20 protein-coding genes are annotated in these 21,314 nt (G+C 61.6%); 13 read left to right on the forward strand and 7 right to left on the reverse strand.

All coding sequences use genetic code 11. The features are described 5' to 3' along the window. Positions 1–78: 78 nt before the first annotated feature. From OH764_RS13650 to OH764_RS13660, 3 genes are all read left to right on the forward strand, one after another. Positions 79–1,347, forward strand: coding sequence for an IS256 family transposase (locus tag OH764_RS13650; protein ID WP_408968216.1), 1,269 nt, complete (start codon positions 79–81; stop codon positions 1,345–1,347). 217 nt (positions 1,348–1,564) lie between these two features. Further along, positions 1,565–2,950: an MFS transporter gene (gene mdtD / locus OH764_RS13655; RefSeq protein WP_498848825.1), complete on the forward strand. Its 1,386-nt coding sequence runs from the start codon at positions 1,565–1,567 to the stop codon at positions 2,948–2,950. 413 nt (positions 2,951–3,363) lie between these two features. Then, complete coding sequence (locus OH764_RS13660; RefSeq protein ID WP_033379648.1) at positions 3,364–4,638, forward strand: EAL domain-containing protein; 1,275 nt, start codon at positions 3,364–3,366, stop codon at positions 4,636–4,638. Here OH764_RS13660 and OH764_RS13665 read toward each other — a convergent pair. Continuing rightward, positions 4,594–5,769 (reverse strand): sigma-70 family RNA polymerase sigma factor family protein, encoded by a 1,176-nt coding sequence (locus tag OH764_RS13665; RefSeq protein ID WP_498847155.1) that lies wholly within the window; start codon positions 5,767–5,769, stop codon positions 4,594–4,596. The two genes, OH764_RS13660 and OH764_RS13665, sit on opposite strands and share 45 nt — an antisense overlap. Before the next feature lie 201 nt (positions 5,770–5,970). Between OH764_RS13665 and clpP the strand changes: the two genes are divergently transcribed. Together clpP and OH764_RS13675 are read left to right on the forward strand one after the other, a co-directional pair. Continuing rightward, positions 5,971–6,630 (forward strand): ATP-dependent Clp protease proteolytic subunit, encoded by a 660-nt coding sequence (clpP, locus tag OH764_RS13670; RefSeq protein ID WP_498848826.1) that lies wholly within the window; start codon positions 5,971–5,973, stop codon positions 6,628–6,630. Between the two features lie 108 nt (positions 6,631–6,738). Then, positions 6,739–8,232, forward strand: a complete 1,494-nt coding sequence (locus OH764_RS13675; protein WP_498847156.1) for an NYN domain-containing protein — start codon at positions 6,739–6,741, stop codon at positions 8,230–8,232. A gap of 67 nt (positions 8,233–8,299) precedes the next feature. Here the strand turns inward: OH764_RS13675 and OH764_RS13680 are convergent, their stop codons facing one another. The 3 genes from OH764_RS13680 to xseA form a co-directional block, all read right to left on the reverse strand. Beyond that, positions 8,300–8,875, reverse strand: coding sequence for a glycine zipper family protein (locus OH764_RS13680; RefSeq protein ID WP_498847157.1), 576 nt, complete (start codon positions 8,873–8,875; stop codon positions 8,300–8,302). A gap of 342 nt (positions 8,876–9,217) precedes the next feature. Then, positions 9,218–9,796, reverse strand: a complete 579-nt coding sequence (gene sodB / locus OH764_RS13685) for a superoxide dismutase [Fe] (RefSeq protein WP_006050063.1) — start codon at positions 9,794–9,796, stop codon at positions 9,218–9,220. A gap of 218 nt (positions 9,797–10,014) precedes the next feature. Continuing rightward, positions 10,015–11,394, reverse strand: a complete 1,380-nt coding sequence (gene xseA / locus OH764_RS13690; RefSeq protein WP_498847158.1) for an exodeoxyribonuclease VII large subunit — start codon at positions 11,392–11,394, stop codon at positions 10,015–10,017. Between xseA and OH764_RS13695 the strand changes: the two genes are divergently transcribed. From OH764_RS13695 to OH764_RS13720, 6 genes are all read left to right on the forward strand, one after another. After that, positions 11,303–11,575: a hypothetical protein gene (locus OH764_RS13695; RefSeq protein ID WP_498848858.1), complete on the forward strand. Its 273-nt coding sequence runs from the start codon at positions 11,303–11,305 to the stop codon at positions 11,573–11,575. The genes xseA and OH764_RS13695 overlap by 92 nt on opposite strands. A gap of 388 nt (positions 11,576–11,963) precedes the next feature. Then, entirely contained in the window at positions 11,964–12,980 is a 1,017-nt protein-coding gene (gene lpxK / locus OH764_RS13700) for a tetraacyldisaccharide 4'-kinase (RefSeq protein ID WP_498847159.1), read from the forward strand. Further along, complete coding sequence (locus tag OH764_RS13705) at positions 12,961–13,164, forward strand: Trm112 family protein (protein ID WP_007180583.1); 204 nt, start codon at positions 12,961–12,963, stop codon at positions 13,162–13,164. The genes lpxK and OH764_RS13705 overlap by 20 nt, the downstream gene beginning before the upstream one ends. Positions 13,165–13,443: 279 nt before the next feature. Beyond that, complete coding sequence (gene kdsB, locus OH764_RS13710; protein ID WP_498847160.1) at positions 13,444–14,244, forward strand: 3-deoxy-manno-octulosonate cytidylyltransferase family protein; 801 nt, start codon at positions 13,444–13,446, stop codon at positions 14,242–14,244. Positions 14,245–14,450: 206 nt separating this feature from the next. Beyond that, positions 14,451–15,116, forward strand: a complete 666-nt coding sequence (gene adk / locus OH764_RS13715; protein ID WP_498847161.1) for a nucleoside monophosphate kinase — start codon at positions 14,451–14,453, stop codon at positions 15,114–15,116. A gap of 171 nt (positions 15,117–15,287) precedes the next feature. Further along, positions 15,288–16,046, forward strand: coding sequence for a 3-hydroxyacyl-CoA dehydrogenase (locus OH764_RS13720; protein ID WP_498847162.1), 759 nt, complete (start codon positions 15,288–15,290; stop codon positions 16,044–16,046). Between the two features lie 107 nt (positions 16,047–16,153). Here OH764_RS13720 and OH764_RS13725 read toward each other — a convergent pair whose 3' ends face one another. After that, positions 16,154–16,996: a SirB1 family protein gene (locus OH764_RS13725; RefSeq protein ID WP_498848827.1), complete on the reverse strand. Its 843-nt coding sequence runs from the start codon at positions 16,994–16,996 to the stop codon at positions 16,154–16,156. Between the two features lie 5 nt (positions 16,997–17,001). After that, entirely contained in the window at positions 17,002–18,552 is a 1,551-nt protein-coding gene (gene murJ, locus OH764_RS13730; RefSeq protein ID WP_087752904.1) for a murein biosynthesis integral membrane protein MurJ, read from the reverse strand. A 501-nt stretch (positions 18,553–19,053) separates the two neighbouring features. Between murJ and rpsT the strand changes: the two genes are divergently transcribed. Next, positions 19,054–19,332: a 30S ribosomal protein S20 gene (gene rpsT / locus OH764_RS13735; protein WP_020069158.1), complete on the forward strand. Its 279-nt coding sequence runs from the start codon at positions 19,054–19,056 to the stop codon at positions 19,330–19,332. Positions 19,333–19,514: 182 nt separating this feature from the next. On the opposite strand, the gene OH764_RS13740 is transcribed toward rpsT, so the two are convergent. After that, positions 19,515–19,862 (reverse strand): DUF3579 domain-containing protein, encoded by a 348-nt coding sequence (locus tag OH764_RS13740; protein WP_498847163.1) that lies wholly within the window; start codon positions 19,860–19,862, stop codon positions 19,515–19,517. A gap of 447 nt (positions 19,863–20,309) precedes the next feature. On the opposite strand from OH764_RS13740, the gene argF reads away from it, so the two are divergent. After that, entirely contained in the window at positions 20,310–21,239 is a 930-nt protein-coding gene (gene argF, locus OH764_RS13745; RefSeq protein ID WP_498847164.1) for an ornithine carbamoyltransferase, read from the forward strand. The last annotated feature ends 75 nt before the right edge of the window (positions 21,240–21,314 follow it).

The raw sequence follows: 21,314 nt of genomic DNA on the forward strand, positions 1-21,314 counted from the left end.
AGGGGCGGTTGCGGGGCTGGGAGCCTGTCAGAATTTTAGTGTGCCGAGGTCATGAGACGATAACGGAAACAACGTCCTATGACCGAAGCAACTGTGACTAAGAAGATCAAGAACCCGAAGGCGCCGAAGCTGTTTCCCGATGAACTGATCGATCAACTGCTGGCGCAGATTCAAAACAAGGATGCGGAGTCGGTTCTCGGCGAATCGGGCCTGGCCGGGCAACTGAAGAAGCAACTGGCTGAGCGCATGCTGGCGGCGGAGCTCACGCATCACCTGGAGAACGAGGTTGAGCAAGGCAAGGCCGGCAACCACCGCAACGGCACGAGCCATAAGACGGTCATCACGCCCAACGGCGAACTGAATCTGGATATCCCGCGTGATCGGCAGGCAACGTTCGAGCCGCAACTGGTCGGCAAGTATCAACGCCGGCTGCCGGGCTTCGACGATCACGTCATCAGCATGTACGCGCGCGGCATGAGCGTGCGCGAGATCCAGGGCCATTTGCTGGAACTGTATGGCCTGCAGGTGTCGCCCGATCTGATTTCGACTGTCACCGATGAAGTGCTGGCCGAGGTCGAACAGTGGCAGCAACGCCCGCTTGAGGCGATGTATCCGATCGTGTATTTCGACGCACTTCGGCTGAAGATCCGCGACGAAGGCACGGTCAGGAACAAGGCGGTGTATCTCGCGCTGGGCATTCGCGCCGACGGCCGCAAGGAAGTGCTGGGTTTGTGGATCGAGCAAACCGAGGGAGCCAAGTTCTGGCTGAAGGTCTTCAACGAACTGAAGAACCGTGGCCTGCACGACATCCTGATCGCGGTGGTTGACGGTTTGCGCGGCTTCCCGGAGGCGATCGAAGCGGTCTATCCGGCCGCCCAGATTCAGACCTGCATCGTGCATCTGATCCGCAATTCGCTGAATCTGGCGAGCTGGAAGGACCGCAAGCCGTTGGCGGCTGCGCTCAAGCCGGTCTATCAGGCCGCCTCGGCCGAGGCGGCGGCAGTGGCGCTCGACGCCTTTGCGCAAAGCGAATGGGGCCGCAAATTCCCTACCGTCGCGGCCATGTGGCAACGCCAATGGGAACAGGTGATTCCCTTCTTCGCCTATCCCCCCGAGGTGCGTCGAATCGTTTATACGACCAACGCCATCGAGAGCATGCACATGCAGTTGCGCAAAATCGTCAAGAATCGCGGCCACTTCCCCAGCGACGAAGCCGCCAGCAAACTGCTGTATCTGGCCTTGCGCAACATCGAAAAGGATTGGAAGATGCCGCCTATCACCTGGCGGCAAGCTGTCAATCAGTTCGCCATTCTGTTCGGCGAGCGATTCACCGCCGCCATGAGCTGAGATTTTTTAACCGACCTCAGCACACAAAATTCCTGACACCTCCGGGGCTGGGGTTGGGGTCGGGCTCTGCCCTTCCTGCGTCGTCGGCTGCTTTTCCCTAGAATAGCGGGTCCTTGCCGTCCTTGCGCCTCGCCGCTACTTCATGTCCACGCCGCCAACTCCACCCGCCTCGGCAACCGTCGCAGCCAGCGCCCCTTCCGCCCGCTCACTGACGGTGATGCTTTGGCTCGTCGCGACCGGCTTTTTCATGCAGACGCTCGATTCGACGATCGTCAACACCGCCCTCCCAGCGATGGCAACGAGCCTCGGCGAACTTCCGCTGCGCATGCAGTCGGTCGTCATCGCCTATTCACTGACGATGGCCGTGATGATTCCCGTGTCCGGCTGGCTCGCCGACAAACTTGGTACGCGACGCGTGTTCTTCAGCGCGATCCTGGTTTTCGCGGTCGGCTCGTTGCTGTGCGCGAACGCTCATACGCTGAACCAACTGGTGGTGTTCCGCATCGTGCAGGGCGTGGGCGGCGCGATGCTGCTGCCGGTCGGGCGGCTCGCCGTGCTGCGGACGTTTCCGGCCGAGCGCTATCTGCCGGCGCTGTCATTCGTTGCCATCCCCGGACTGATCGGTCCGTTGATTGGCCCGACGCTTGGCGGCTGGCTGGTGAAGATTGCATCCTGGCACTGGATCTTTCTAATCAACGTGCCCGTGGGCATCGCCGGATGCATCGCCACATTCATATTCATGCCGGATAGCCGTAACGAACAGGTCGGCAAGTTCGACGTCAAAGGCTACCTTCTGCTCGTGGCCGGCATGGTGGCGATTTCGTCCGCGCTCGACGGACGCACCGAATTCGGCATTCAACACGCGACCGTGCTCGTGCTGCTGATCCTGAGCCTGGCGTGTTTTGTCGCCTACGGTTTGCACGCGGTGCGTGAGCCGTCGCCTATTTTTTCGCTCGATCTGTTCAAAATCCACACCTTCAGCGTCGGACTGCTCGGCAATCTATTCGCGCGGATCGGCAGCGGCGCGATGCCGTATCTGATTCCGCTGCTATTGCAGGTGAGCCTCGGCTATAGCGCGTTTGAAGCCGGCATGATGATGCTGCCCGTCGCAGCTGCGGGCATGGCGTCCAAGCGCCTCGTGACGACGCTGATCATTAAGTACAGCTATCGCCGCGTATTAATGACCAACACGGTTCTTGTCGGCTTGACGATGGCGAGCTTCTCGCTCACCAGCGCGGGCCAGCCATTATGGTTGAGACTTGTGCAACTGGCATTGTTCGGCGCAGTCAACTCGATGCAATTCACCGCGATGAACACCTTGACGCTCAAGGACCTCGGGACCGGCGGCGCAAGCAGCGGCAACAGTTTGTTCTCCCTTGTCCAGATGCTGTCGATGAGCCTCGGCGTGACGGTGGCCGGCGCCCTGCTCGCCACGTTCACGGGCCTCTTGCCACGCGTGACAGCCGCTAACTCGCTGCCCGCGTTTCATGCGACGTTCCTGTGCGTCGGCATCATCACCGCAGGATCGGCGTGGATCTTCGCGCAGTTGTCGCCTGATATTCGGACGCCCGCGAAAAAGACCGACCCTTCTGAGCGCACCTGAGTTTTTTAGGTTGGCTTGCGGTGGTGGGGTTGGGTTGCGGCGTTGGTTGGGGCGTTGGCTGTCGGCGGGCAGCGATAGTTGATGCCAGTCAAAGACGTTAGCTGTTGGTCGTCGACAGCAGTCCGAGCACCTGACACAACTCCCCGCAGAGCGCCTGCCGGACTTTCTCGACGGCAGCGTGGCCGCCAACACCGGGCTCTGCCGCAGGGCGCAGCCCGCACCAGCAAAGTGCGAATTATCTCGCGAGCGCCCGGGTTGGCGCACAATGTTCCCCGATCCCTCGTAGCAATCGCGCGCGCACGTAGCGTCTCTGCATGCGCATAATTCTTGCTCCTCTATCCTGTAAACTTACGTATCGCGCATGCACACCACGTCGAGCATGCAATCGCGTTGCCCTTCACACGACTGACATGATGAGCATGATCGAACTCGATCCTCCCGGTTTCCAGCCTCCCCGCCCGATGGCCGGCGACGAAGGCTCCCGGCGCACCGTTCTTTACGGCGGCTACACCGTCTTCAGCGTGTTCCAGCCGGTTTTCTCGGTATCGCACCGGCGCGCAATCGGTTATCACGCGTCGCTGCGCGCCCACGACGAGCACGCGGTGCAAGTCCCCTCGCATGAGGTCTTCACGCAGGCCGCGCGGCGCGGTGACCTGCTCGAACTGGGTCGGCTGGCCGAATCACTTCACCTTGGCAACTTCAACGCGTTCGACAGTCACGATGAATGGCTCTTCCTAAGCCTTCACCCGGCCGCACTGATGGACACCAGTTATGGCGACGCACTCCTGGCCGGCCTCAAGGCGTTGGGTTTGCCGCCACAACGCGTTGTCCTGGAAGTGTCCGAACAGGCGGGCGGCGAAACAACACGTTTTGCCGAGATCATCGACGCACTTCGCAAGTCAGGCTTTCTGATCGCGCTCGACGGCTTTGGCGCCAAGCATTCGAACATTGACCGCGTCTGGAACCTGCGCCCCGACATTGTCACGCTCGATCGCTGCATTCTTGCGCAAGCCAGCGAGCATTCGCACATTGAACGCGTGCTGCCCGGCCTCGTCTCGCTGCTGCACGAGTCCGGCCAATTGGTGCTGATGGGTGGCCTCACTACCGAACGTGATGCGCTGATCGCTCTCGAATGCAACGTCGATTTCGTGCAGGGCGCCTTCTTTGCGGGTCCGAGCGTCGATGCGGTCAAGCCACAAACCGCTGCTGGTTTGATGGACTCCCTTTCGGCGGCGTTGCGTGAGCGGGTTGCAGCGCGTGAGCGCGCGCAGGCGACGCGGCTGGCGCCGTACGTGACTGCGCTCCAAACGGCAGCCGCAGAGCTTGTAGCTGGGCGGCCTGCTGCCGAGGCGACTGCGCCGTTGCTGAAACTCGGCGAGACAGCACGCTGCTTCATTCTGGACGGCTCAGGACGGCAGATCGGCGACAACGTGCTGCCTCCCGGGCGCGCCTCGCAACGCGCCAAGCGCTTCCGACCACTGTTGCATTCGGAGGGCGCAAGTTGGGAGCGGCGGCCGTATTTCATCCAGGCAATGCGTGTGCCGGGTCAAGTGCATCTAACACCTCCCTATCTTTCGATCAACGAAGCGCACTTGTGTGTGACTGCCTCAATCGCCGCGCATACGCCGAAGGGCACTCAGGTGCTATGCGTAGACATCAACTGGGAAGTCGCGGCTCATCGCAATTGACTGCGCCGGGTTGCGCGTAATCCGCGCCAGCAGCTCAGCGACCGCTGCGCGGGCTAAAACGCGGTTGGCGGCCCGAAGCCGCGACGCGCTCGTTACCGCACGCAACGAAACGATCTTCTGAGCGCCGTTGGTCGCGTCGCAGACCGGGCCGTGTGTCCGACTGCGCCTCTCGCCGCTTGGGTGGCTGTGGTGTGAGCCTTCCGTAGAGACGTCGATCAACGCGACGACCTCGCCTTCGATAAGGAAAGCGATGGACGGCGCTCCGCCCACCGACACCAGTTTGACGTGGCTCGCCCGCCCCGCCAGCGACGTCACCTTCTCGATCCAATCGCCGAATGTAGAGCCGAATGTAGACTCCTGCTCCCAGGCAGGTGCTTGGGCAACCGCCTGTGCCGGTATTCCCGGCGAGTTTGTTACAGCGTCCGCACCTCCACGTGTAACTGAAGGCGTGACCAGAGGTGCGGGCGAACTTGCCACAACATTCAGCGCCCCGAACTCCGGCTCGTCGCTAACGACTACCGGTGTGTCGCTAAACAGGTCGAGCAAGCTAGCCCGGTCTTGCGCCTCCAACGCGCTGCGCAAACGCTCGACGATCCGCGCGTGAGCTTGGGCGTCGGGCCTTTGCAACGGCGCGCCCGCACGCTGCAATCGAACTCTTGCTCGATGGACTATCTGCCTGCAACTTGCAGGCGTACGCTCCAGGATCTTGCCGATCTCGGCATAGTCACAATCAAACGCTTCGTGCAGCACGAACGCCGCGCGCTCATCCGGTTTGAGACGCTCAAGCAGTAGCATCACGCCATACGACATTTCCGCGGCGCGTAAGGCGAGTTCTTCGGCCGATGGTGCGACTTCGTCGAGCCAAGGCTCCGGCAACCAGCCAGTGGCCTGCGATTCCCGCTCGCGCTGCACATTTCTCAGACGGTCGATCGCCGTGCGCGTGGTCAGCGTGGTCAGCCAGGCCGCCGGCGTTTGCACTTCACGCGTGTCGGCAAGATGCCACTTCAGCCAGACGTCCTGCACGATGTCTTCTGCCTCCGCGCGACTGCCCAGCATGCGATACGCCAACGCGATAAGACGGGCGCGCACCGCACCGAAGCTGGATGCCTTGTCGATTTCGTGTTCTGTCATGCGTTGACCTCCAGATCGTGCGTGATAAAAAGCGCGTGCGCTGATATGCAGGATGCTCCGTCGGCTCACCGCAAAAGGGCATCCATTGCAGCTTGACGCTTGGGCAACCCGTTGCGTGACAGGCGCGCCAAAAAATACTTATGTCACGCGGCCGACAGCGGGATCGTCATAGGGACAGCAGCCCACTTCCGCGAGGCAAGAATGCATTCCAATTACCCATCCGTCACAGGTCTCGGGCTCGTCCCAACCGTCATAGAGCAGTCCGGTCGCGGTGAGCGCGCCTACGACATCTATTCTCGTTTGTTGCGCGAGCGCATCGTGTTTCTAGTGGGGCCCGTGAACGAGCAGTCGGCCAGTCTTATCGTGGCGCAACTGCTATTCCTCGAATCCGAGAACCCCGACAAGGATATTTCGTTTTACATCAACTCGCCGGGCGGCTCGGTTTACGACGGCCTCGCCATTTACGACACCATGCAGTTCATCAAGCCGGAGGTGTCGACGCTATGCACCGGCTTTGCTGCAAGCATGGGCACGTTCCTGCTGTGCGCCGGCCAACGGGGCAAACGGTACGCATTGCCTAACGCACGCATCATGATCCATCAGCCCTCGGGTGGTAGCCAAGGCACGGCGGCAGATATAGACATTCAGGCTAAGGAAGTGCTCTACCTGCGCGAACGCCTGAACGCGATGATGGCCGAACGGACGGGACGAAGCATCGAGGAAATCGCGCGCGACACAGACCGCGACAATTTCATGTCAGCCCTCGCGGCAAAAACCTATGGCCTCGTGGACGAGGTATTGGAAACGCGGGCGGCGATAAGCCCGTTTCCTGCCGCGCCAGGTAAGCGCCACGATCTGTAGGTCGGCGCGTTGAACTGCGTTGTCTCGACAAAAGCTGATCAGCTTCGCTGGAATCGCTATCATGGTCGCGATTCGTCGACATCGACGAGCGCTTCAATGGAGATTTACATGGCGTCATCCAATGAAACCGTCAGCATGGCGCTCTTCTGCGACTTCGAAAATGTCGCGCTGGGCGTGCGCGACGCGAAGTACGACAAGTTTGATATCAAGCTGGTGCTCGAACGTCTGCTGCTCAAGGGCAGCATTGTCGTAAAGAAAGCGTATTGCGACTGGGATCGCTATAAGAGTTTCAAAGGCGCAATGCACGAGGCCAACTTCGAATTGATCGAAATTCCGCACGTGCGCCAATCGGGCAAGAATTCCGCGGATATCCGGCTGGTCGTCGACGCGCTCGACCTTTGCTACACCAAATCACACGTCAATACATTCGTCATCATCAGCGGCGACTCGGACTTTTCACCGCTTGTGTCGAAACTGCGCGAAAACGCGAAACAGGTGATTGGCGTCGGCGTGCAGCAATCCACGTCAGACCTCCTAATCGCAAACTGTGACGAGTTCTTTTTTTACGACGACCTCGTCCGGGAAAGTCAACGGACAGTTGCGAAGCGGGAATCGTCAAGGCCGCAGAAGGCGGCTCAGCCGACCGGCAAGCCATCGCAGGAAGAAGATAAAAGCCGCAGCAAGGAAGACCTCGAAAAGCGTCGCACTAAAGCCGTCGAGATTGCAGTGCAAACGTTCGACGCACTCGCTTCCGAGCGCGGCGACAGCGGAAAAATCTGGGCGTCAGTACTGAAAAACGCCATCAAGCGTCGTAAGCCTGATTTCAACGAGACGTATTATGGCTTTCGCGCGTTCGGCAATCTGCTGGAGGAGGCGCACGCGCGCGGACTGCTGGAATTCGGCCGCGACGAGAAGTCAGGCGCCTATGTGTACCGGAGCACGGTCTCGAACGTGCTCGGAGAAAGTGCGGGCGAGCAGGCGACTGAACATGCGAGCGAACGTGCCGATACCGCACAGGTTGCTGAACAGCTTGTCGAGCCTAAGGCGGCTGAAACGGTGACAGCCGAGACAGGCGGTAAGCATGATCAGCGTCGTCGGGGCCGTGGCAACCGGAAAGGAGGAGCGAGCCAGCAAGTCACGCGCGAAGTCGCACAGGAAAGCCCCTACGAATCCGCCGGAACCTCTGCTCGACAAGACGACTACGGCGCGGCCAGTCAAAGCGATCCGGATACTGGATTGAGGCAGGCACCCGCGCAGGCAAGCATGGATTCCTCGTCGGAGTTGCTTCAAGCACCCGCCGCGCAACCGGACAACATGACGACTAGCGAAGCCGAAGCAGTCGCGAGTGCCGAGGCGGAGCAGGCGGACGACACGCAGACTCAACGTCGTAGGCCGCGCGAACCGCGCAAACCGGCCGCGAAGAAAGCGCGAAAGACTGCAGCACAAAAATCGGACAGTGCCGCGGAAACCGCGCCGTCAGTTGCGGAATCGTCAGCCGTCGCAGAGGAAACGCCAGCGCCGAAGAAGAGAGCCGCACGAAAGACGGCATCGTCACGCAACCGCCGGCCGCGCAAGACGGCGGGAAGCAGCGACGCGGAATAGCTCGCGCCATTCATCCATCTGCGCATGTGCCGGACGCGGCTCATGCGCGCGTATGCAAGACCTACGGTCAGTAGTACGGATAAGGCGAGTACATGACCGGCGGCGGCCCGTAATAACGCGGCGGCGGAGCGACATAGACGGGCTGCGGCGCATACACCGGCTGCGGCGCGTAGACCGGCATTTGCGGCTGCGAGATGGTGTTGCCTTTCGACGTCATGCACTGCGCGTAGGCTGCGTCATACCGTGCCTGGAGGCTGTTCGCCGAGTACTGTGCGCCATTCGCGCCAGCAGCACCGCCGATCAGTAAACCGCTGCCCGCGCCGATGGCCGCGCCCGCGCCGGGGTTGCCCGCCGCCGCGCCCAACAGTGCGCCGACTGCCGCGCCGCCGAACGTGCCCACCGCTGCGCTGTTGACACTGCTCGTGGTCGCGCTCTGCGAGGCGCCGGCTACATCGGACGAATGGAACGCATAGTCACGGCAAGTGTAATCGTCTTGCTGGAACTGACTGAGCGGCTCGCCACTGCGCGGCAGAGCCACCACCGTGGGACCGCTCGGCGGCACAACGGCGCAGCCGCCCAGCAGTGCAAGCGCAACGGCCCCGAGAGGCAGCGCGGCGCGCACTGGTTTTAGACTTGAAATCATGATGGCGCGAGTAGCAAGGAATTGGGAGAACACACGTTAGACCAATCGGCGCGCGCTATGTTTACCGAACAGTTACCATATGTTTTGCGCTGACACACAAAGCCGCGCAAGCGGCCTAAGCAGCGCCCCTTTTATACTCGCACGATTACGACCGGTGACAAAGTTGCTGTAAGCACGCGAGCCGTAAATTGCAGCCAGCGAGAAAAACAAAAGCCCTCACACGGAGGGCTTCTATTTCTGCTTACGCTTAAGGCTCAAATCGCAACCAGCTTAGAGTCTGAGCACAACGACACTGCCGTTTATTAACTAAGCCGCGGGATCGTTGCTATGCTCACTGTCGACTCACGCGAAGTTTTTCGACGCGAATTCCCAGTTGACGATGTTCCAGTAAGCTTCAACGAACTTCGGACGTGCGTTGCGGTAGTCGATGTAGTACGCGTGTTCCCACACGTCGATCGTGATCAGCGCCTTAGCGTCCGTGGTCAGCGGGGTAGCTGCGTTGCTTGTCGACACGAGGTCGAGCGAACCGTCTGCCTTCTTCACGAGCCATGCCCAGCCCGAGCCGAACGTGCCGATAGCGGTCTTCGCAAACTCTTCCTTGAATTTGTCGAACGAGCCCCACTTGGCGTTGATCGCGTCGGCCAGCGCGCCGGTCGGAGCGCCGCCACCTTGCGGCGACAGGCTGTTCCAGAAGAACGTGTGATTCCACACTTGAGCCGCGTTATTGAACACGCCGCCCGACGACTTCTTCACGATTTCTTCGAGCGACAGATTCTCGAATTCCGTGCCCTTGATCAGATTGTTCAGGTTGGTCACATAGGTCTGGTGGTGCTTGCCATAGTGAAACTCGAGCGTCTCTTCCGACATGTGCGGAGCGAGTGCGTTTTTCGCGAACGGCAGCGGCGGGAGCGTATGTTCCATGGTGCTTTCCTTCAGTCTGTATCTGTTGTGGGGAGTCTGCGGATAACGCTTCAGAGCACTCGATTGTAGGCGACTTGGAATAACCCCGCAAACGAACGGACTTTATGTCCGGCATCGGCGAATTGCCTGCAAAACCGCGTAATTACTGCTCGCGTTAGACCTGAAACCGGTACAACGCACAGTCAAAAGTACGCGCGCTGCATGGTGTCAGCGCAATGTCAGAAACCGTCCGCGAGACGTGGTTGCACATCCGCGAGCGCGACATCGGCGGCGCCTTCTGCGAGATGCACGGTCAGGCGGCGGCCAGGTTTCAACGACGACGGCGCTCGCACCGCACGACCGGATTGGGCATCGAGCACCGCGGCATAGCCGCGCTCGAGCGTGCGCTGCGGACTCAGCACTTCGAGCCGTGCGGCCAGTGTCGAGATGCGCGAGGCCTGACGCTCATGTTGGCGTAACAGCGCGGCATCGAGTCGTTGCGTGAGATTGTCGAGTTTCGCCTGATGCGCGGCGAGGTCGGGACGCCAACGCTGCCAACGCATCTGCAGCAACGAAAAACGCGCTCGAGCGTCGCGCACTGGTCGCGCGCCCGCCGACGAGAGCCGCGCGCTCAATTGCTGCAGGTGCATGCGTTGCCGCGCAAGACGCTCGGCTGGCGACACGAGCCGGCGCGCAAGCCAGTCGAGTTGCTGGGCGCGCCGCTCCATCATCCGGCCGAAGCCGCGAGCGAGCGCGGCGTGCCGATGATCGAGTTCGCGCAACAACAGCACGCGTTGCGGGCTTACCAGTTCGGCGGCGCCCGTGGGTGTCGGCGCGCGCATATCGGCGGCGAAATCGGCAATCGTAAAATCGGTCTCGTGACCGACGCCACTGACCACCGGCACCGCGCTTTCTGCAATCGCGCGGGCCAGCACTTCTTCGTTGAAGGCCCACAGATCTTCTATCGAACCGCCACCACGGCATACGATCAACACGTCCACCTCACGCCGCGCGCTGGCCGCATCGACCATCGCCGCCAGCTTTGCGCTCGCGCCCACACCTTGCACCGGCGCCGGATACACGATCACCGGAATATGCGGCGCGCGACGTGACAGCGTTGTAAGGACATCGCGCAGCGCAGCCGCCTGCAACGAGGTGACAATGCCGATTGCACGCGGATGCGAAGGCAACGCGCGTTTGCGCTCTGCGGCGAAAAGCCCTTCGGCCTCCAGCTGCGCCTTGAGCCGCAGAAACGCTTCGTAAAGACGCCCCTGCCCGGTCCTCCGCACCGCCTCCACATTGAGTTGCAACTCGCCGCGCGGCTCGTACATCGTGACGAGGGCCCGCACTTCGATACGGTCGCCGTCCTTTGGCATGAAGTCCGCGTACTGCGCACGGCCGCGGAACATCACACAACGCATTTGCGCCTGCGCATCCTTGATTGAAAAGTACCAGTGACCGCTCGCGGCACGCGTGAAATTCGACACCTCTCCTGCGACCCACACGAGCGGAAACGAGCGTTCAAGCATGGTGCCGATCGCTCGGTTCAAAGCGGAAACTGGAACGACGACTTCGCCGCCGGGCAGCGTCGGCGAATTAAAAGAACTATCGGAATTCATGCATGGAAACCTGTTGGGACTGGCCGGACAGACGATAGACCGAGCAGCCATCGGCGTCCAGCAGGCCGCGCAAAATGTCAAAAGTGTCCACATGTCGGGACTTACCAAGCCGATGCCGCCAAAGAGACCGCAGGACTACGAAAATCCGAACCATCTCGTTGATTTATATGAATTTTACTGATGGGCAATGAGAATGATTGCCGATGCGAAGGGCTTGCAACGGCCTTCGCGGCCCGGTGGCGGTGCAGTTCTCCACAAAGTTATCCACAGGCCGCAAATAACCGGCTAAACGAAACCGATGCATCGGATGTCGTGCCCGCGACTTGCGGGCTGGGACGCGTGCGCGCTAGAGTGGCGGGTTGCACAGCACAGCAGACCCGGGCGGCGCTTAGGCGCGGTGTCGACCCGCTTGCGCCCTTTCGTGCTCAACCTGTGCTCACTCGGCCCCACACTTCGACCGTCCGGAGAATCGCGTTCATGCCTGTCCCGCGCATTGCCCCTGGCGCCTTCACGCCGCTGCACCTGAACCGACGCGCGAGCGGTGCGCCGCTAGCTCGTCCGCTTTGCCGATGAGCGGAATTCTCGATCGCCTGGAAACGCGGGTTACCCGCGAGTGGCAACACCGCGGACCCCTCGCATGGTCGCTGACGCCTCTTGCCTGCATGTTCGGCGCAGTCGCCGGGATGCGCCGCGCCGCATTCTCGCTCGGCTGGCTGAAGTCGGTGCGCGTGGGCGTGCCTGTGGTGGTGGTCGGTAACGTGACAGTCGGCGGCACCGGCAAGACGCCGACCGTGATCGCGCTAGTCGAAGCGTTGCGCGGGGTCGGCTTCAATCCTGGCGTCGTGTCGCGCGGTTACGGCGCACGCGTGAAGACGCCCACGCCGGTGACGCCTGCATCGGCAGCAAGTGTCGGCGGCGACGAGCCACTGCTGATCTCGCGCCGCACCGGCGCGCCAGTCTGGGTGTGCCCGGACCGCGTGGCGGCTGCGCAGGCGTTGTGCGCGGCGCACCGGGACGTCGACGTGATTGTCAGCGACGACGGCCTCCAGCATTACCGGCTGGCACGCGACGCCGAACTGGTCGTGTTCGATCACCGGCTTGGCGGCAACGGGTTTCTGCTGCCGGCAGGGCCGCTGCGCGAGCCGCTCTCGCGTCGTCGAGACGCCACGCTGATCAACGACCCGTACGCGAAAACGCTGCCTGCGTGGCCGAACACCTTCTCGCTGCAACTCGCACCCGCCGACGCGTGGCATCTCGGGAATCCCGCGCTGCGCCGTCCGCTCGCGCAGTTCAGCGGCGACCGGGTGCTGGCCGCCGCGGGCATCGGTGCGCCGGAACGTTTCTTCGCTACGCTGCGCGCCGCGGGCCTTGCGCCTGAAACTCGCGCGCTGCCGGATCACTACGCTTTCGAGCGCAATCCTTTCACCGACGCTGACGCCGACGCCATCCTGATAACCGAAAAGGATGCGGTAAAATTAGGGTCCTGGCGCGACGCGCGCATCTGGGTCGTTCCCGTGGAAGCCGCGCTCGATCATCGCCTCATTGCATTAGTTGTGGAGAAAGTCCGTGGACGCTCGCCTGCTTGAAATCCTCGTCTGCCCGATCTGCAAGGGCCCGCTCAGCTACGACCGTGCCGCGCAGGAACTGATTTGCAACGCCGACAAACTCGCGTATCCGATCCGCGACGGCATCCCGGTGATGCTGGTCGACGAGGCGCGCCAAACTGTCGAAGGCACGCCGGTCGACCTGAATCCTGGTTCGGTCGCCTAACGCGGGTCTGGCTAGCGAAGGGATATCGCGTAGAGCGCATTTGGGTTAATGCCTGACAGGTGGCGCAAAGCGCGCCGCGAGCGCGGATGCATCGTGGGCTGGTTTCTGTGCCCGTTGCATTGTCGATCTGCCGCCGGCAATGTCGACTTCGCGTTATCGGCCAGGTCTTGGGCTTTATCCGTGCAAGCCCGGTTTGCCGGCTCCCGTGTCTCGCGTTTGCTGGCTCAGTCCCACCGCGTCCCTGCTCCCGTCCTCTCCACCCTTGCGCGCATCTCTCCGATGAATCACACCAACCCCGCCACGCCCCCGTTCATCGCCGTTGTGCCCGCGCGCCTGGCGTCGAGCCGATTACCCAACAAGCCGCTCGCCGATATCGGTGGCAAGCCGATGGTGGTGCGGGTCGCCGAACGCGCACGCGAGTCGGGCGCGCAGCAGGTGTTGATCGCGTCGGACGCCCAGTCGGTGCTCGATGCGGCCAGCGAGCATGGGTTCGATTCCGTGTTGACGCGCGCCGACCATCCGTCGGGCACGGACCGCCTTGCCGAGGTTGCGTCGCAATTCGGTTGGAGCGACGAGACGATCGTCGTCAATGTGCAAGGCGATGAACCGCTGATCGATCCGGCTCTCGTGTGCGGCGTCGCGTCGCACCTCGCGGCAAGAAACGACTGCGCGATCGCTACTGCCGCGCATCCGATCGTCGACGCGGCGGAGATTTTCAATCCAAACGTGGTCAAGGTCGTGCTCGATGCGCGCGGCGTGGCACTGTATTTCTCACGCGCGCCGATTCCCTGGGCGCGCGACGCTTATCGGCCGCACTGGCCCGACGTCGCGTCGATGCCCGTGCCGCCCGCGCCCGCGGTGGTTCATCGGCACATCGGGCTGTATGCGTATCGCGCCAAGTTCCTGCGCACGTATCCCGATCTCGCGATCTCGCCTATCGAACAGGTCGAAGCGCTCGAGCAATTGCGCGCGATGTGGCACGGCGAGCGCATTGCGGTCCTGATCACGCCCGAGGTGCCGCTTCCGGGCGTGGACACGCCCGCGGATCTGGCGCGCGTGCGGGCTTTATTCGGGTCTTGAGCGCAAAAACCCATGGCATAATCGGACGCTTGTGCGCACCTCCCGTTATTCGCGAGAGCCTGGGTTTGCCCCGTCGCGCCGTGTGTGTTTCTTGCAGCGCCGTCTTCGACGTGCAGCGCGAGACCAGACGGTAGCCGACGCGGGTCCCTCGTCCTCGTGGGATGCTTGCAGCGCCCCAAAGAATTCACATAGATCTGGAGATACACATGCGTTTGATCCTTTTGGGTGCGCCCGGCGCGGGTAAAGGCACTCAGGCAAACTTCATCAAGGAAAAATTCGGCATTCCGCAAATTTCCACCGGTGACATGCTGCGCGCGGCCGTCAAAGCTGGCACGCCGCTCGGCCTGGCAGCAAAGCGCTTTATGGACGCTGGTGAACTGGTCACAGACGAACTGATCATCAACCTGGTGAAAGAGCGTCTGCAACAACCGGACTGCGCCAACGGCTATCTGTTCGACGGCTTTCCGCGCACCATTCCGCAAGCAGAGGCGATGAAGCAGGCGGGCGTCGCGATCGACTACGTGCTGGAAATCGACGTGCCGTTCGACGAGATCATCGTACGTATGAGCGGCCGCCGCTCGCACGCGGCGTCGGGTCGTACATATCACGTCAAGTTCAACCCGCCGAAGGTCGAAGGAATCGACGACGTCACCGGCGAGCCGCTGATCCAGCGCGAGGACGACAAGGAAGAAACGGTCAAGAAGCGTCTGCAAGTGTATGAAGCGCAGACCAAGCCGTTGATCGAGTATTACAACGGTTGGGCGAAAAACGGCGACGCAAGCACGCCGCTGCGGGCGCCGCAATACCGTCGCATTTCGGGCCTCGGCACGGTCGAGGAAATTCGCGACCGTGTGTTCGACGCGCTGAAGTAATCGGCCCCTTAGCATTCGCTGACACGAAAAACCCGCCCTCTTCGGCGGGTTTTTTATTGCGTTTCCGCACGGACGTTTTTATTTGATCTCCGGCGATGGCGTTGTGGGATTATCAATCATCGAAAGCCGATTCAATCTGACTTACCTACCATATCGAGCAAAGGAGGAAACATGGAGATTCGCGACAACGTATTCCTGATCACCGGCGGTGCATCGGGTCTCGGGGCCGCCACCGCGCGCCTTCTCGCGGAGAACGGCGGCAAGGTCGTGCTGGCCGACCTCAATCAGGATGCCGGCGACGCCCTTGCCAAAGAACTCGGCGGCATTTTCGTCAAATGCGACGTGAGCCGCGAAGACGACGCGACGCAAGCAGTTGCCGCTGCAACGAAGCTGGGCACGCTGCGCGGCCTCGTGAATTGCGCGGGCGTTGCGCCCGCCGTCAAAACGGTCGGCAAAGACGGCCCGCATCCGCTCGACTCGTTCACGCGCACGATCTCGATCAACCTGATCGGCACGTTCAACATGATCCGGCTCGCGGCTACCGCCATGTCGAAAAACGAGCCGAACACCAACGGCGAACGGGGCGTGATCATCAATACCGCCTCGGTCGCCGCATACGACGGTCAGATCGGCCAGGCAGCTTATGCGGCGTCGAAGGGCGGCGTGGTCGGCATGACCTTGCCTATCGCGCGCGACCTGTCGCGCAATGCGATCCGCGTCATGACGATCGCGCCGGGCATCTTCGAAACGCCGATGCTGCTCGGCATGCCGCAAGAGGTGCAGGACGCGCTCGGCGCAATGGTGCCGTTCCCCCCGCGCCTCGGAAAGCCGGCGGAATACGCAATGCTTGCCAAGCAGATTTTCGATAATCCGATGCTCAATGGCGAAGTGATCCGTCTTGACGGCGCCATTCGCATGCAGCCGAAGTAACAACCGCCTGCGCCGCAAATTCCTGCGGCGACAACGAAAAACGCCTGCACATGACGCATGTGCAGGCGTTTTATTCTGAAGCGCTCGCGAGCGCCGTTCGCTATTTGCTAGTCGCGATCGTTATGCTGCGTGCGCTGACGCAGTTCCTGCAACTGTGACTCGACGACCGTCGCGTCTTCGGCATCCGGGCGCTCGCCCAGATAGCGCTCGAGGTCTTCGAGCGCCGGGCGCAGATAGTCGAGGCGCGCGTACGCGAATCCGCGGTCGCGAATCTCTTCGATACTCTCCGGCAGCAAAATCGTGAGGCGCTGCTGGACGGCAAGCAGGCGCTGCCAGCGCTCCGTCTGCAAATACGTGGACTTCAGATTGCGCAACATACGCGCGATGATTTCGCGCCGCGTGGCCGGCTGCAGCAGCATGCGCAGCGCTCTGCTCACCGATTCGCCAGCCGAAGCGACGTACGGCTCCAGCATGTCGACCATTTCCGACTCCGACAGCGAATGTCCGCTGGTCGGATCGAGCATCACGTCGCCGTCAGGTGTCGTTACGCGTAACAGGAAGTGTCCCGGAAACGACACGCCGCGCGCCGGGATGCCAACCTGCTCCGCCATTTCCAGATACAGGACGGCGAGCGAAATTGGAATGCCGCGGCGACGCTTGAGCACCGCGTTCAGGTGGCTGTTGTCCGGGTCGTAATAGTCGTTCAGATTGCTCGCGAATCCGAGCTCGCGGAAGAAAAACCGGTTCAGAACGCCGACCTTCTGACGGATGTCGGCGTCCTCCGGCATGCGGCGCTGCAGGCGCACCACGAGTTCGTCGATCTCGGCCAGCGTGCCTTGCAAGTCGAGGTCGGGGTAAGCATCTTGCGCGAGCGAGAGCGCCGCCTCCGTCAGCGGCAAGCTTTCGTCTTCGGCGACGAGCGTGCTGAAATAGTCGAGAACCCGCGTCATCGTAATCACTTCACTCGCCTTTTGAAATACGCGTATTTGAAGCCCATCAGCCAAAGCATACCGAAATATAGCGCGGCGAACAGCACGAGGCAGGCGCCCAGCAGCGCGATACGGTCGATCGGCCGGTCATGCATGCCGATCCAGTCGAAGCTCTGAGCGAGCCAATGCATCAGGCCGGCCAGCACGAGGCACGCACCGAGCAACTGCACGAAAAACTTGAGCCAGCCGCTCGACGGCATATAGATACCGCGCTTGCGCAATCCGAGAAACAGCAACAGCGCGTTGCCGCAAGCCCCGAGCCCGACACTCAGCGTGAGCCCTGCATGCGCGAAGATCGGCACGAACACATAGTTGCTCAACTGCGTGAGCACCAGCACGCCGATGCCGATTTTCACCGGCGTCTTGATGTCCTGCTTCGCGTAAAAACCCGGCGCGAGAATCTTGATCAGAATCAGGCCGATCAGGCCAACGCCGTAGGCGGCGAGCGCACGCCCCACCATGACGACCGAGTTGCCGTCGAACTTGCCATAGTGAAACAGCGTGGCCGTCAACGGTTCGGCGAAGAAGAAGAGCGCGACTGCGCTTGGCGCGGCCAGCAGGAACGTGACCCGCAAGCCCCAGTCGAGCAGCGACGAATATTCGTGAGGGTCGGCGTCGACATGCGCCTTCGAGAGACTCGGCAGCAGGATCGTGCCAAGCGCCACCCCGAGCAACGCCGTGGGGAACTCCATCAGCCGGTCGGCGTAGTTGATCCACGAGACGGCGCCCGGCCCGATCCGCGACGCGATGTTCGTGTTGATGATGAGGCTGATCTGCGCAACGGACACGGCGAACATAGCCGGCACCATCTTCGAAAGCACGCGCTTCACGCCGCGATGCGCGAGCGCGCGAACCGGATTGAGGCCGATGCGCGGCACCATGTCGATCTTCTTCAGACCGGGCAACTGCACGAGGAACTGCAACAGGCCGCCCACGATCACGGCCCACGCGAGCGCATAGACCGGCGTGTGCATTCGCGGCGCAAAGAACACCGCGGCGACGATGAACGCGACGTTGAGCAAAACCGGCGCGAACGCGGGCAGCGAAAAATTCTTGTACGTGTTCAGAACGCTCGACGCGAGAGACGTGAGCGAAATGAAGATGATGTACGGGAACATGATGCGGGTCATCGTGACCGCGAGCGCGTAGGCCTGGCCTTCGTGGGCGAGACCCGAGGCAACCACGAACACGACGCCCGATGCGCCCAGGACGCCGATCAGCGACAGCACGGCGAGCGCCCAGGCGAGCACCGTCGAAGTGGCGTCGACGAGCGCCTTGGTGGCGTCGTGCCCCTGCTGGTTCTTGAACTCGGCGAGGATCGGCACGAAGGCCTGCGAGAACGCGCCTTCGGCGGAGATGCGGCGCAGCAGATTCGGAATTCGGAAGGCGACGTAGAACGCGTCAGTGTATTGACTGGCGCCGAACGCGCGGGCGATCAGCGTTTCGCGGGCCAGTCCGGTCACGCGCGACAACAGCGTGAAGCCGCTGACCGTCAGCAGGGCTCGGAATAGATTCATGGGGCGCTTATTATAAGGGTGCCGCAGATGCGGACGACGAGCCGGAAGCGATTCGGACCGATTTACCCGGCAGACGTTCGCGGCGCGGCGGCGAATTGCGTCGTTTTTTGTTGCGTCGCGCACGGGCGGTTGCGAATGACGTAGGTCCGCGGACAGCGTTGGGACCGCGGGTCACGAGATCCTGCCGACCAAGGCGCGGCACGCAGGCAGCGCATTCCCGTTGCCACGTCCATGATTTTGTTGCTATAATCGCCGGTTTCGAAGCTCGCTCAGTTCTCGGACGGCTTCCGGATAGGGCTGAGGCTGGCACCAGTTATCTGCTGCCGGTCTGCAATACGCCGGAACATGGCGCCGCAAACATCGGCCCGCCTTCGCGTAGTTCGACCGTTTTTCGACACTTTTGCGCTCTTGGGCAATCGCTTCCAAGAGTTCGGATCTAAAAGCAGCGCCTCACCACTTGAAGGTCAGGTACTGGAAACAGGAACAGGATAAGGAACCGTCATGGCTAACTCCGCACAAGCACGCAAGCGCGCCCGCCAGGCCGCCAAGGCAAACTCGCACAACTCGGCACTGCGCTCGAAGTTCCGCACGGCTATCAAGGCAGTGCGCAAGGCGATCGACGCCGGCGACAAGGCTAAGGCCGCTGAAATCTTCCAGGCATCGTCGAAGACCATCGACATCATCGCCGACAAGAAAATCGTTCACAAAAACAAGGCAGCTCGTCATAAGAGCCGCCTCGCCGCAGCCATCAAGGGTCTGCAGGCGTCCGCAGCACAGTAATTCCGGTCAGCCCGCTTCGGCGGGCTACCTCCTGTTTCCGCTGCGCATGAAAGCCCGCTTTGGCGGGCTTTTTTGTTTGCTGCGAAAGACTAGAGAGCGGCCTTGGATCCGCCCCCACGCCGGCACAAAAAAACCCGCGATCAGCGGGTTTTTTGCATTCTGAAAAGCCAGCGCAGCGTGCCTTAAATGACATGCCGTTTGGCTTGCGGCGGCGGAGCATGCTCGAGTTCGAGTTCGCACGCTTCGGTCACCACGAGGTCGTTGTCTTTCGCGAAGTTCATGACAAAGTCGAACGCCATGGGCTCGATGTCCCGCAAGCGCGAATCGAGAATCACGCACTTGAGGTCGCCAATCATGGTTGGCCGGACGTACACCGAGTACTGCATGTAGGCGTGCGGGCCTTTCCGCGCACCCGGCCCGAACGATGACATCACACCCGCGAGCCGCTCCGACCAGTCGCTCGGCCGGAATTTCTTTCCCGTCGACGTGATGCCCTGAATGAAATATTCGGTTGGAGCTGCTTCGGCCATGTAGGAATACCTGTGTGACTGCCCAGCGGACGACGGCGACAGCAAGCGATAAAACGGATTTCGAAACCCTGAGCCTCGCGTGTGAGCCGCTCCAGAGAGCCGCGCCGACGGAGACCGTGAGGCGGGCTGAGCCGCTGTGACGCACGTGGAGACGGCGCACCGCGAACTGCCCTTCCGACCGCGCGAGCCATACGAGCCGTGCCCCCGCCGAAGCGAAGCACCGGCCTGCTGGGCCTTGGAATAACCCGCAGATTATAGCGCAGCGGGCCTTTTTCCGCACTGCACACAAGCTCGCTTCGACAGCACAACTAGGCTTTCAAAGCGCTTTCCCGGCCTTTTCGCCGACTCGTCAAATGAGGCGAAATCCTTTATGCTGCATTGAGTTACCACATAACGACGGCGGCGCCGTCCGGCAATCCTGCCGGGTGAGACCGCCGTATTTGTTTCATGACCGCCAAGAAAATTCGCCACTATCTGCAGTTCAAGGATTTCTCGCTAGACGACTACGAGTACGTGCTGGAGCGCGCGCGAATTCTGAAGCGCAAGTTCAAGAACTACGAGACTTACCATCCGCTGCACGACCGCACGCTGGCGATGATCTTCGAAAAGAATTCCACTCGCACACGCCTCTCGTTCGAAGCCGGTATTTTCCAGTTGGGCGGCCATGCCGTCTTTATGAGCACACGCGACACGCAATTGGGTCGCGGCGAACCCATCGAAGACGCAGCGCAGGTAATTTCGCGCATGGTCGACATCATCATGATCCGCACGTTCGGTCAGGACATTATTCAGCGCTTTGCCGAAAATTCGCGCGTGCCGGTGATCAACGGTCTCACGAACGAATATCACCCGTGCCAGGTGCTGGCCGACATTTTTACGTACTTCGAACATCGCGGTCCGATCCGTGGAAAAACGGTTGCGTGGGTCGGGGACGCCAATAACATGCTGTACACATGGATCGAAGCCGCGCAGATTCTCGGCTTCAAGCTGCGCCTGTCCACGCCGCCGGGCTACAAGCTCGACCGCGCGTTGGTCGCAGCGGAGAGCACGCCGTTTTTCGAGGAGTTCGACGATCCGAACGAAGCTTGTGCAGGCGCCGATCTCGTCACTACCGACGTGTGGACCAGCATGGGCTTCGAAGCGGAAAACGAAGCGCGCAAGAAGGCCTTTGCCGACTGGTGCGTCGACGCGGAGATGATGTCGCGCGCCAATGCGGACGCCCTCTTCATGCACTGCCTGCCCGCCCACCGCGGCGAAGAGGTGAGCGCGGAAGTGATCGACGGCCCGCAAAGCGTCGTGTGGGACGAGGCCGAAAACCGTCTGCATGTGCAAAAGGCGTTGATGGAATATCTGCTGCTGGGCAAGCTCAATCACTGAGCCGGCCGCTTTGCAGCCACTGCGTGAGGCGCGGCCAGGCGTTGACTGGAGCCACAAGGCATCGGCGCCGCGGCT

It is taken from the genome of Burkholderia sp. M6-3 (assembly GCF_050858985.1).
Taxonomy (GTDB): Bacteria; Pseudomonadota; Gammaproteobacteria; order Burkholderiales; family Burkholderiaceae; genus Paraburkholderia; species Paraburkholderia caledonica.

Excerpts from the sequence above, each read along its gene's own strand:
- OH764_RS13650 (WP_408968216.1), top strand. The coding sequence starts at position 79 with ATGACCGAAGCAACTGTGACTAAGAAGATCAAGAACCCGAAGGCGCCG.
- mdtD (WP_498848825.1), top strand. The coding sequence starts at position 1,565 with ATGCTTTGGCTCGTCGCGACCGGCTTTTTCATGCAGACGCTCGATTCG.
- OH764_RS13660 (WP_033379648.1), top strand. The coding sequence starts at position 3,364 with ATGAGCATGATCGAACTCGATCCTCCCGGTTTCCAGCCTCCCCGCCCG.
- OH764_RS13665 (WP_498847155.1), bottom strand. The coding sequence starts at position 5,769 with ATGACAGAACACGAAATCGACAAGGCATCCAGCTTCGGTGCGGTGCGC.
- clpP (WP_498848826.1), top strand. The coding sequence starts at position 5,971 with ATGCATTCCAATTACCCATCCGTCACAGGTCTCGGGCTCGTCCCAACC.
- OH764_RS13675 (WP_498847156.1), top strand. The coding sequence starts at position 6,739 with ATGGCGTCATCCAATGAAACCGTCAGCATGGCGCTCTTCTGCGACTTC.
- OH764_RS13680 (WP_498847157.1), bottom strand. The coding sequence starts at position 8,875 with ATGATTTCAAGTCTAAAACCAGTGCGCGCCGCGCTGCCTCTCGGGGCC.
- sodB (WP_006050063.1), bottom strand. The coding sequence starts at position 9,796 with ATGGAACATACGCTCCCGCCGCTGCCGTTCGCGAAAAACGCACTCGCT.
- OH764_RS13695 (WP_498848858.1), top strand. The coding sequence starts at position 11,303 with ATGGTGCCGATCGCTCGGTTCAAAGCGGAAACTGGAACGACGACTTCG.
- xseA (WP_498847158.1), bottom strand. The coding sequence starts at position 11,394 with ATGAATTCCGATAGTTCTTTTAATTCGCCGACGCTGCCCGGCGGCGAA.
- lpxK (WP_498847159.1), top strand. The coding sequence starts at position 11,964 with ATGAGCGGAATTCTCGATCGCCTGGAAACGCGGGTTACCCGCGAGTGG.
- kdsB (WP_498847160.1), top strand. The coding sequence starts at position 13,444 with ATGAATCACACCAACCCCGCCACGCCCCCGTTCATCGCCGTTGTGCCC.
- adk (WP_498847161.1), top strand. The coding sequence starts at position 14,451 with ATGCGTTTGATCCTTTTGGGTGCGCCCGGCGCGGGTAAAGGCACTCAG.
- OH764_RS13720 (WP_498847162.1), top strand. The coding sequence starts at position 15,288 with ATGGAGATTCGCGACAACGTATTCCTGATCACCGGCGGTGCATCGGGT.
- OH764_RS13725 (WP_498848827.1), bottom strand. The coding sequence starts at position 16,996 with ATGACGCGGGTTCTCGACTATTTCAGCACGCTCGTCGCCGAAGACGAA.
- murJ (WP_087752904.1), bottom strand. The coding sequence starts at position 18,552 with ATGAATCTATTCCGAGCCCTGCTGACGGTCAGCGGCTTCACGCTGTTG.
- rpsT (WP_020069158.1), top strand. The coding sequence starts at position 19,054 with ATGGCTAACTCCGCACAAGCACGCAAGCGCGCCCGCCAGGCCGCCAAG.
- OH764_RS13740 (WP_498847163.1), bottom strand. The coding sequence starts at position 19,862 with ATGGCCGAAGCAGCTCCAACCGAATATTTCATTCAGGGCATCACGTCG.
- argF (WP_498847164.1), top strand. The coding sequence starts at position 20,310 with ATGACCGCCAAGAAAATTCGCCACTATCTGCAGTTCAAGGATTTCTCG.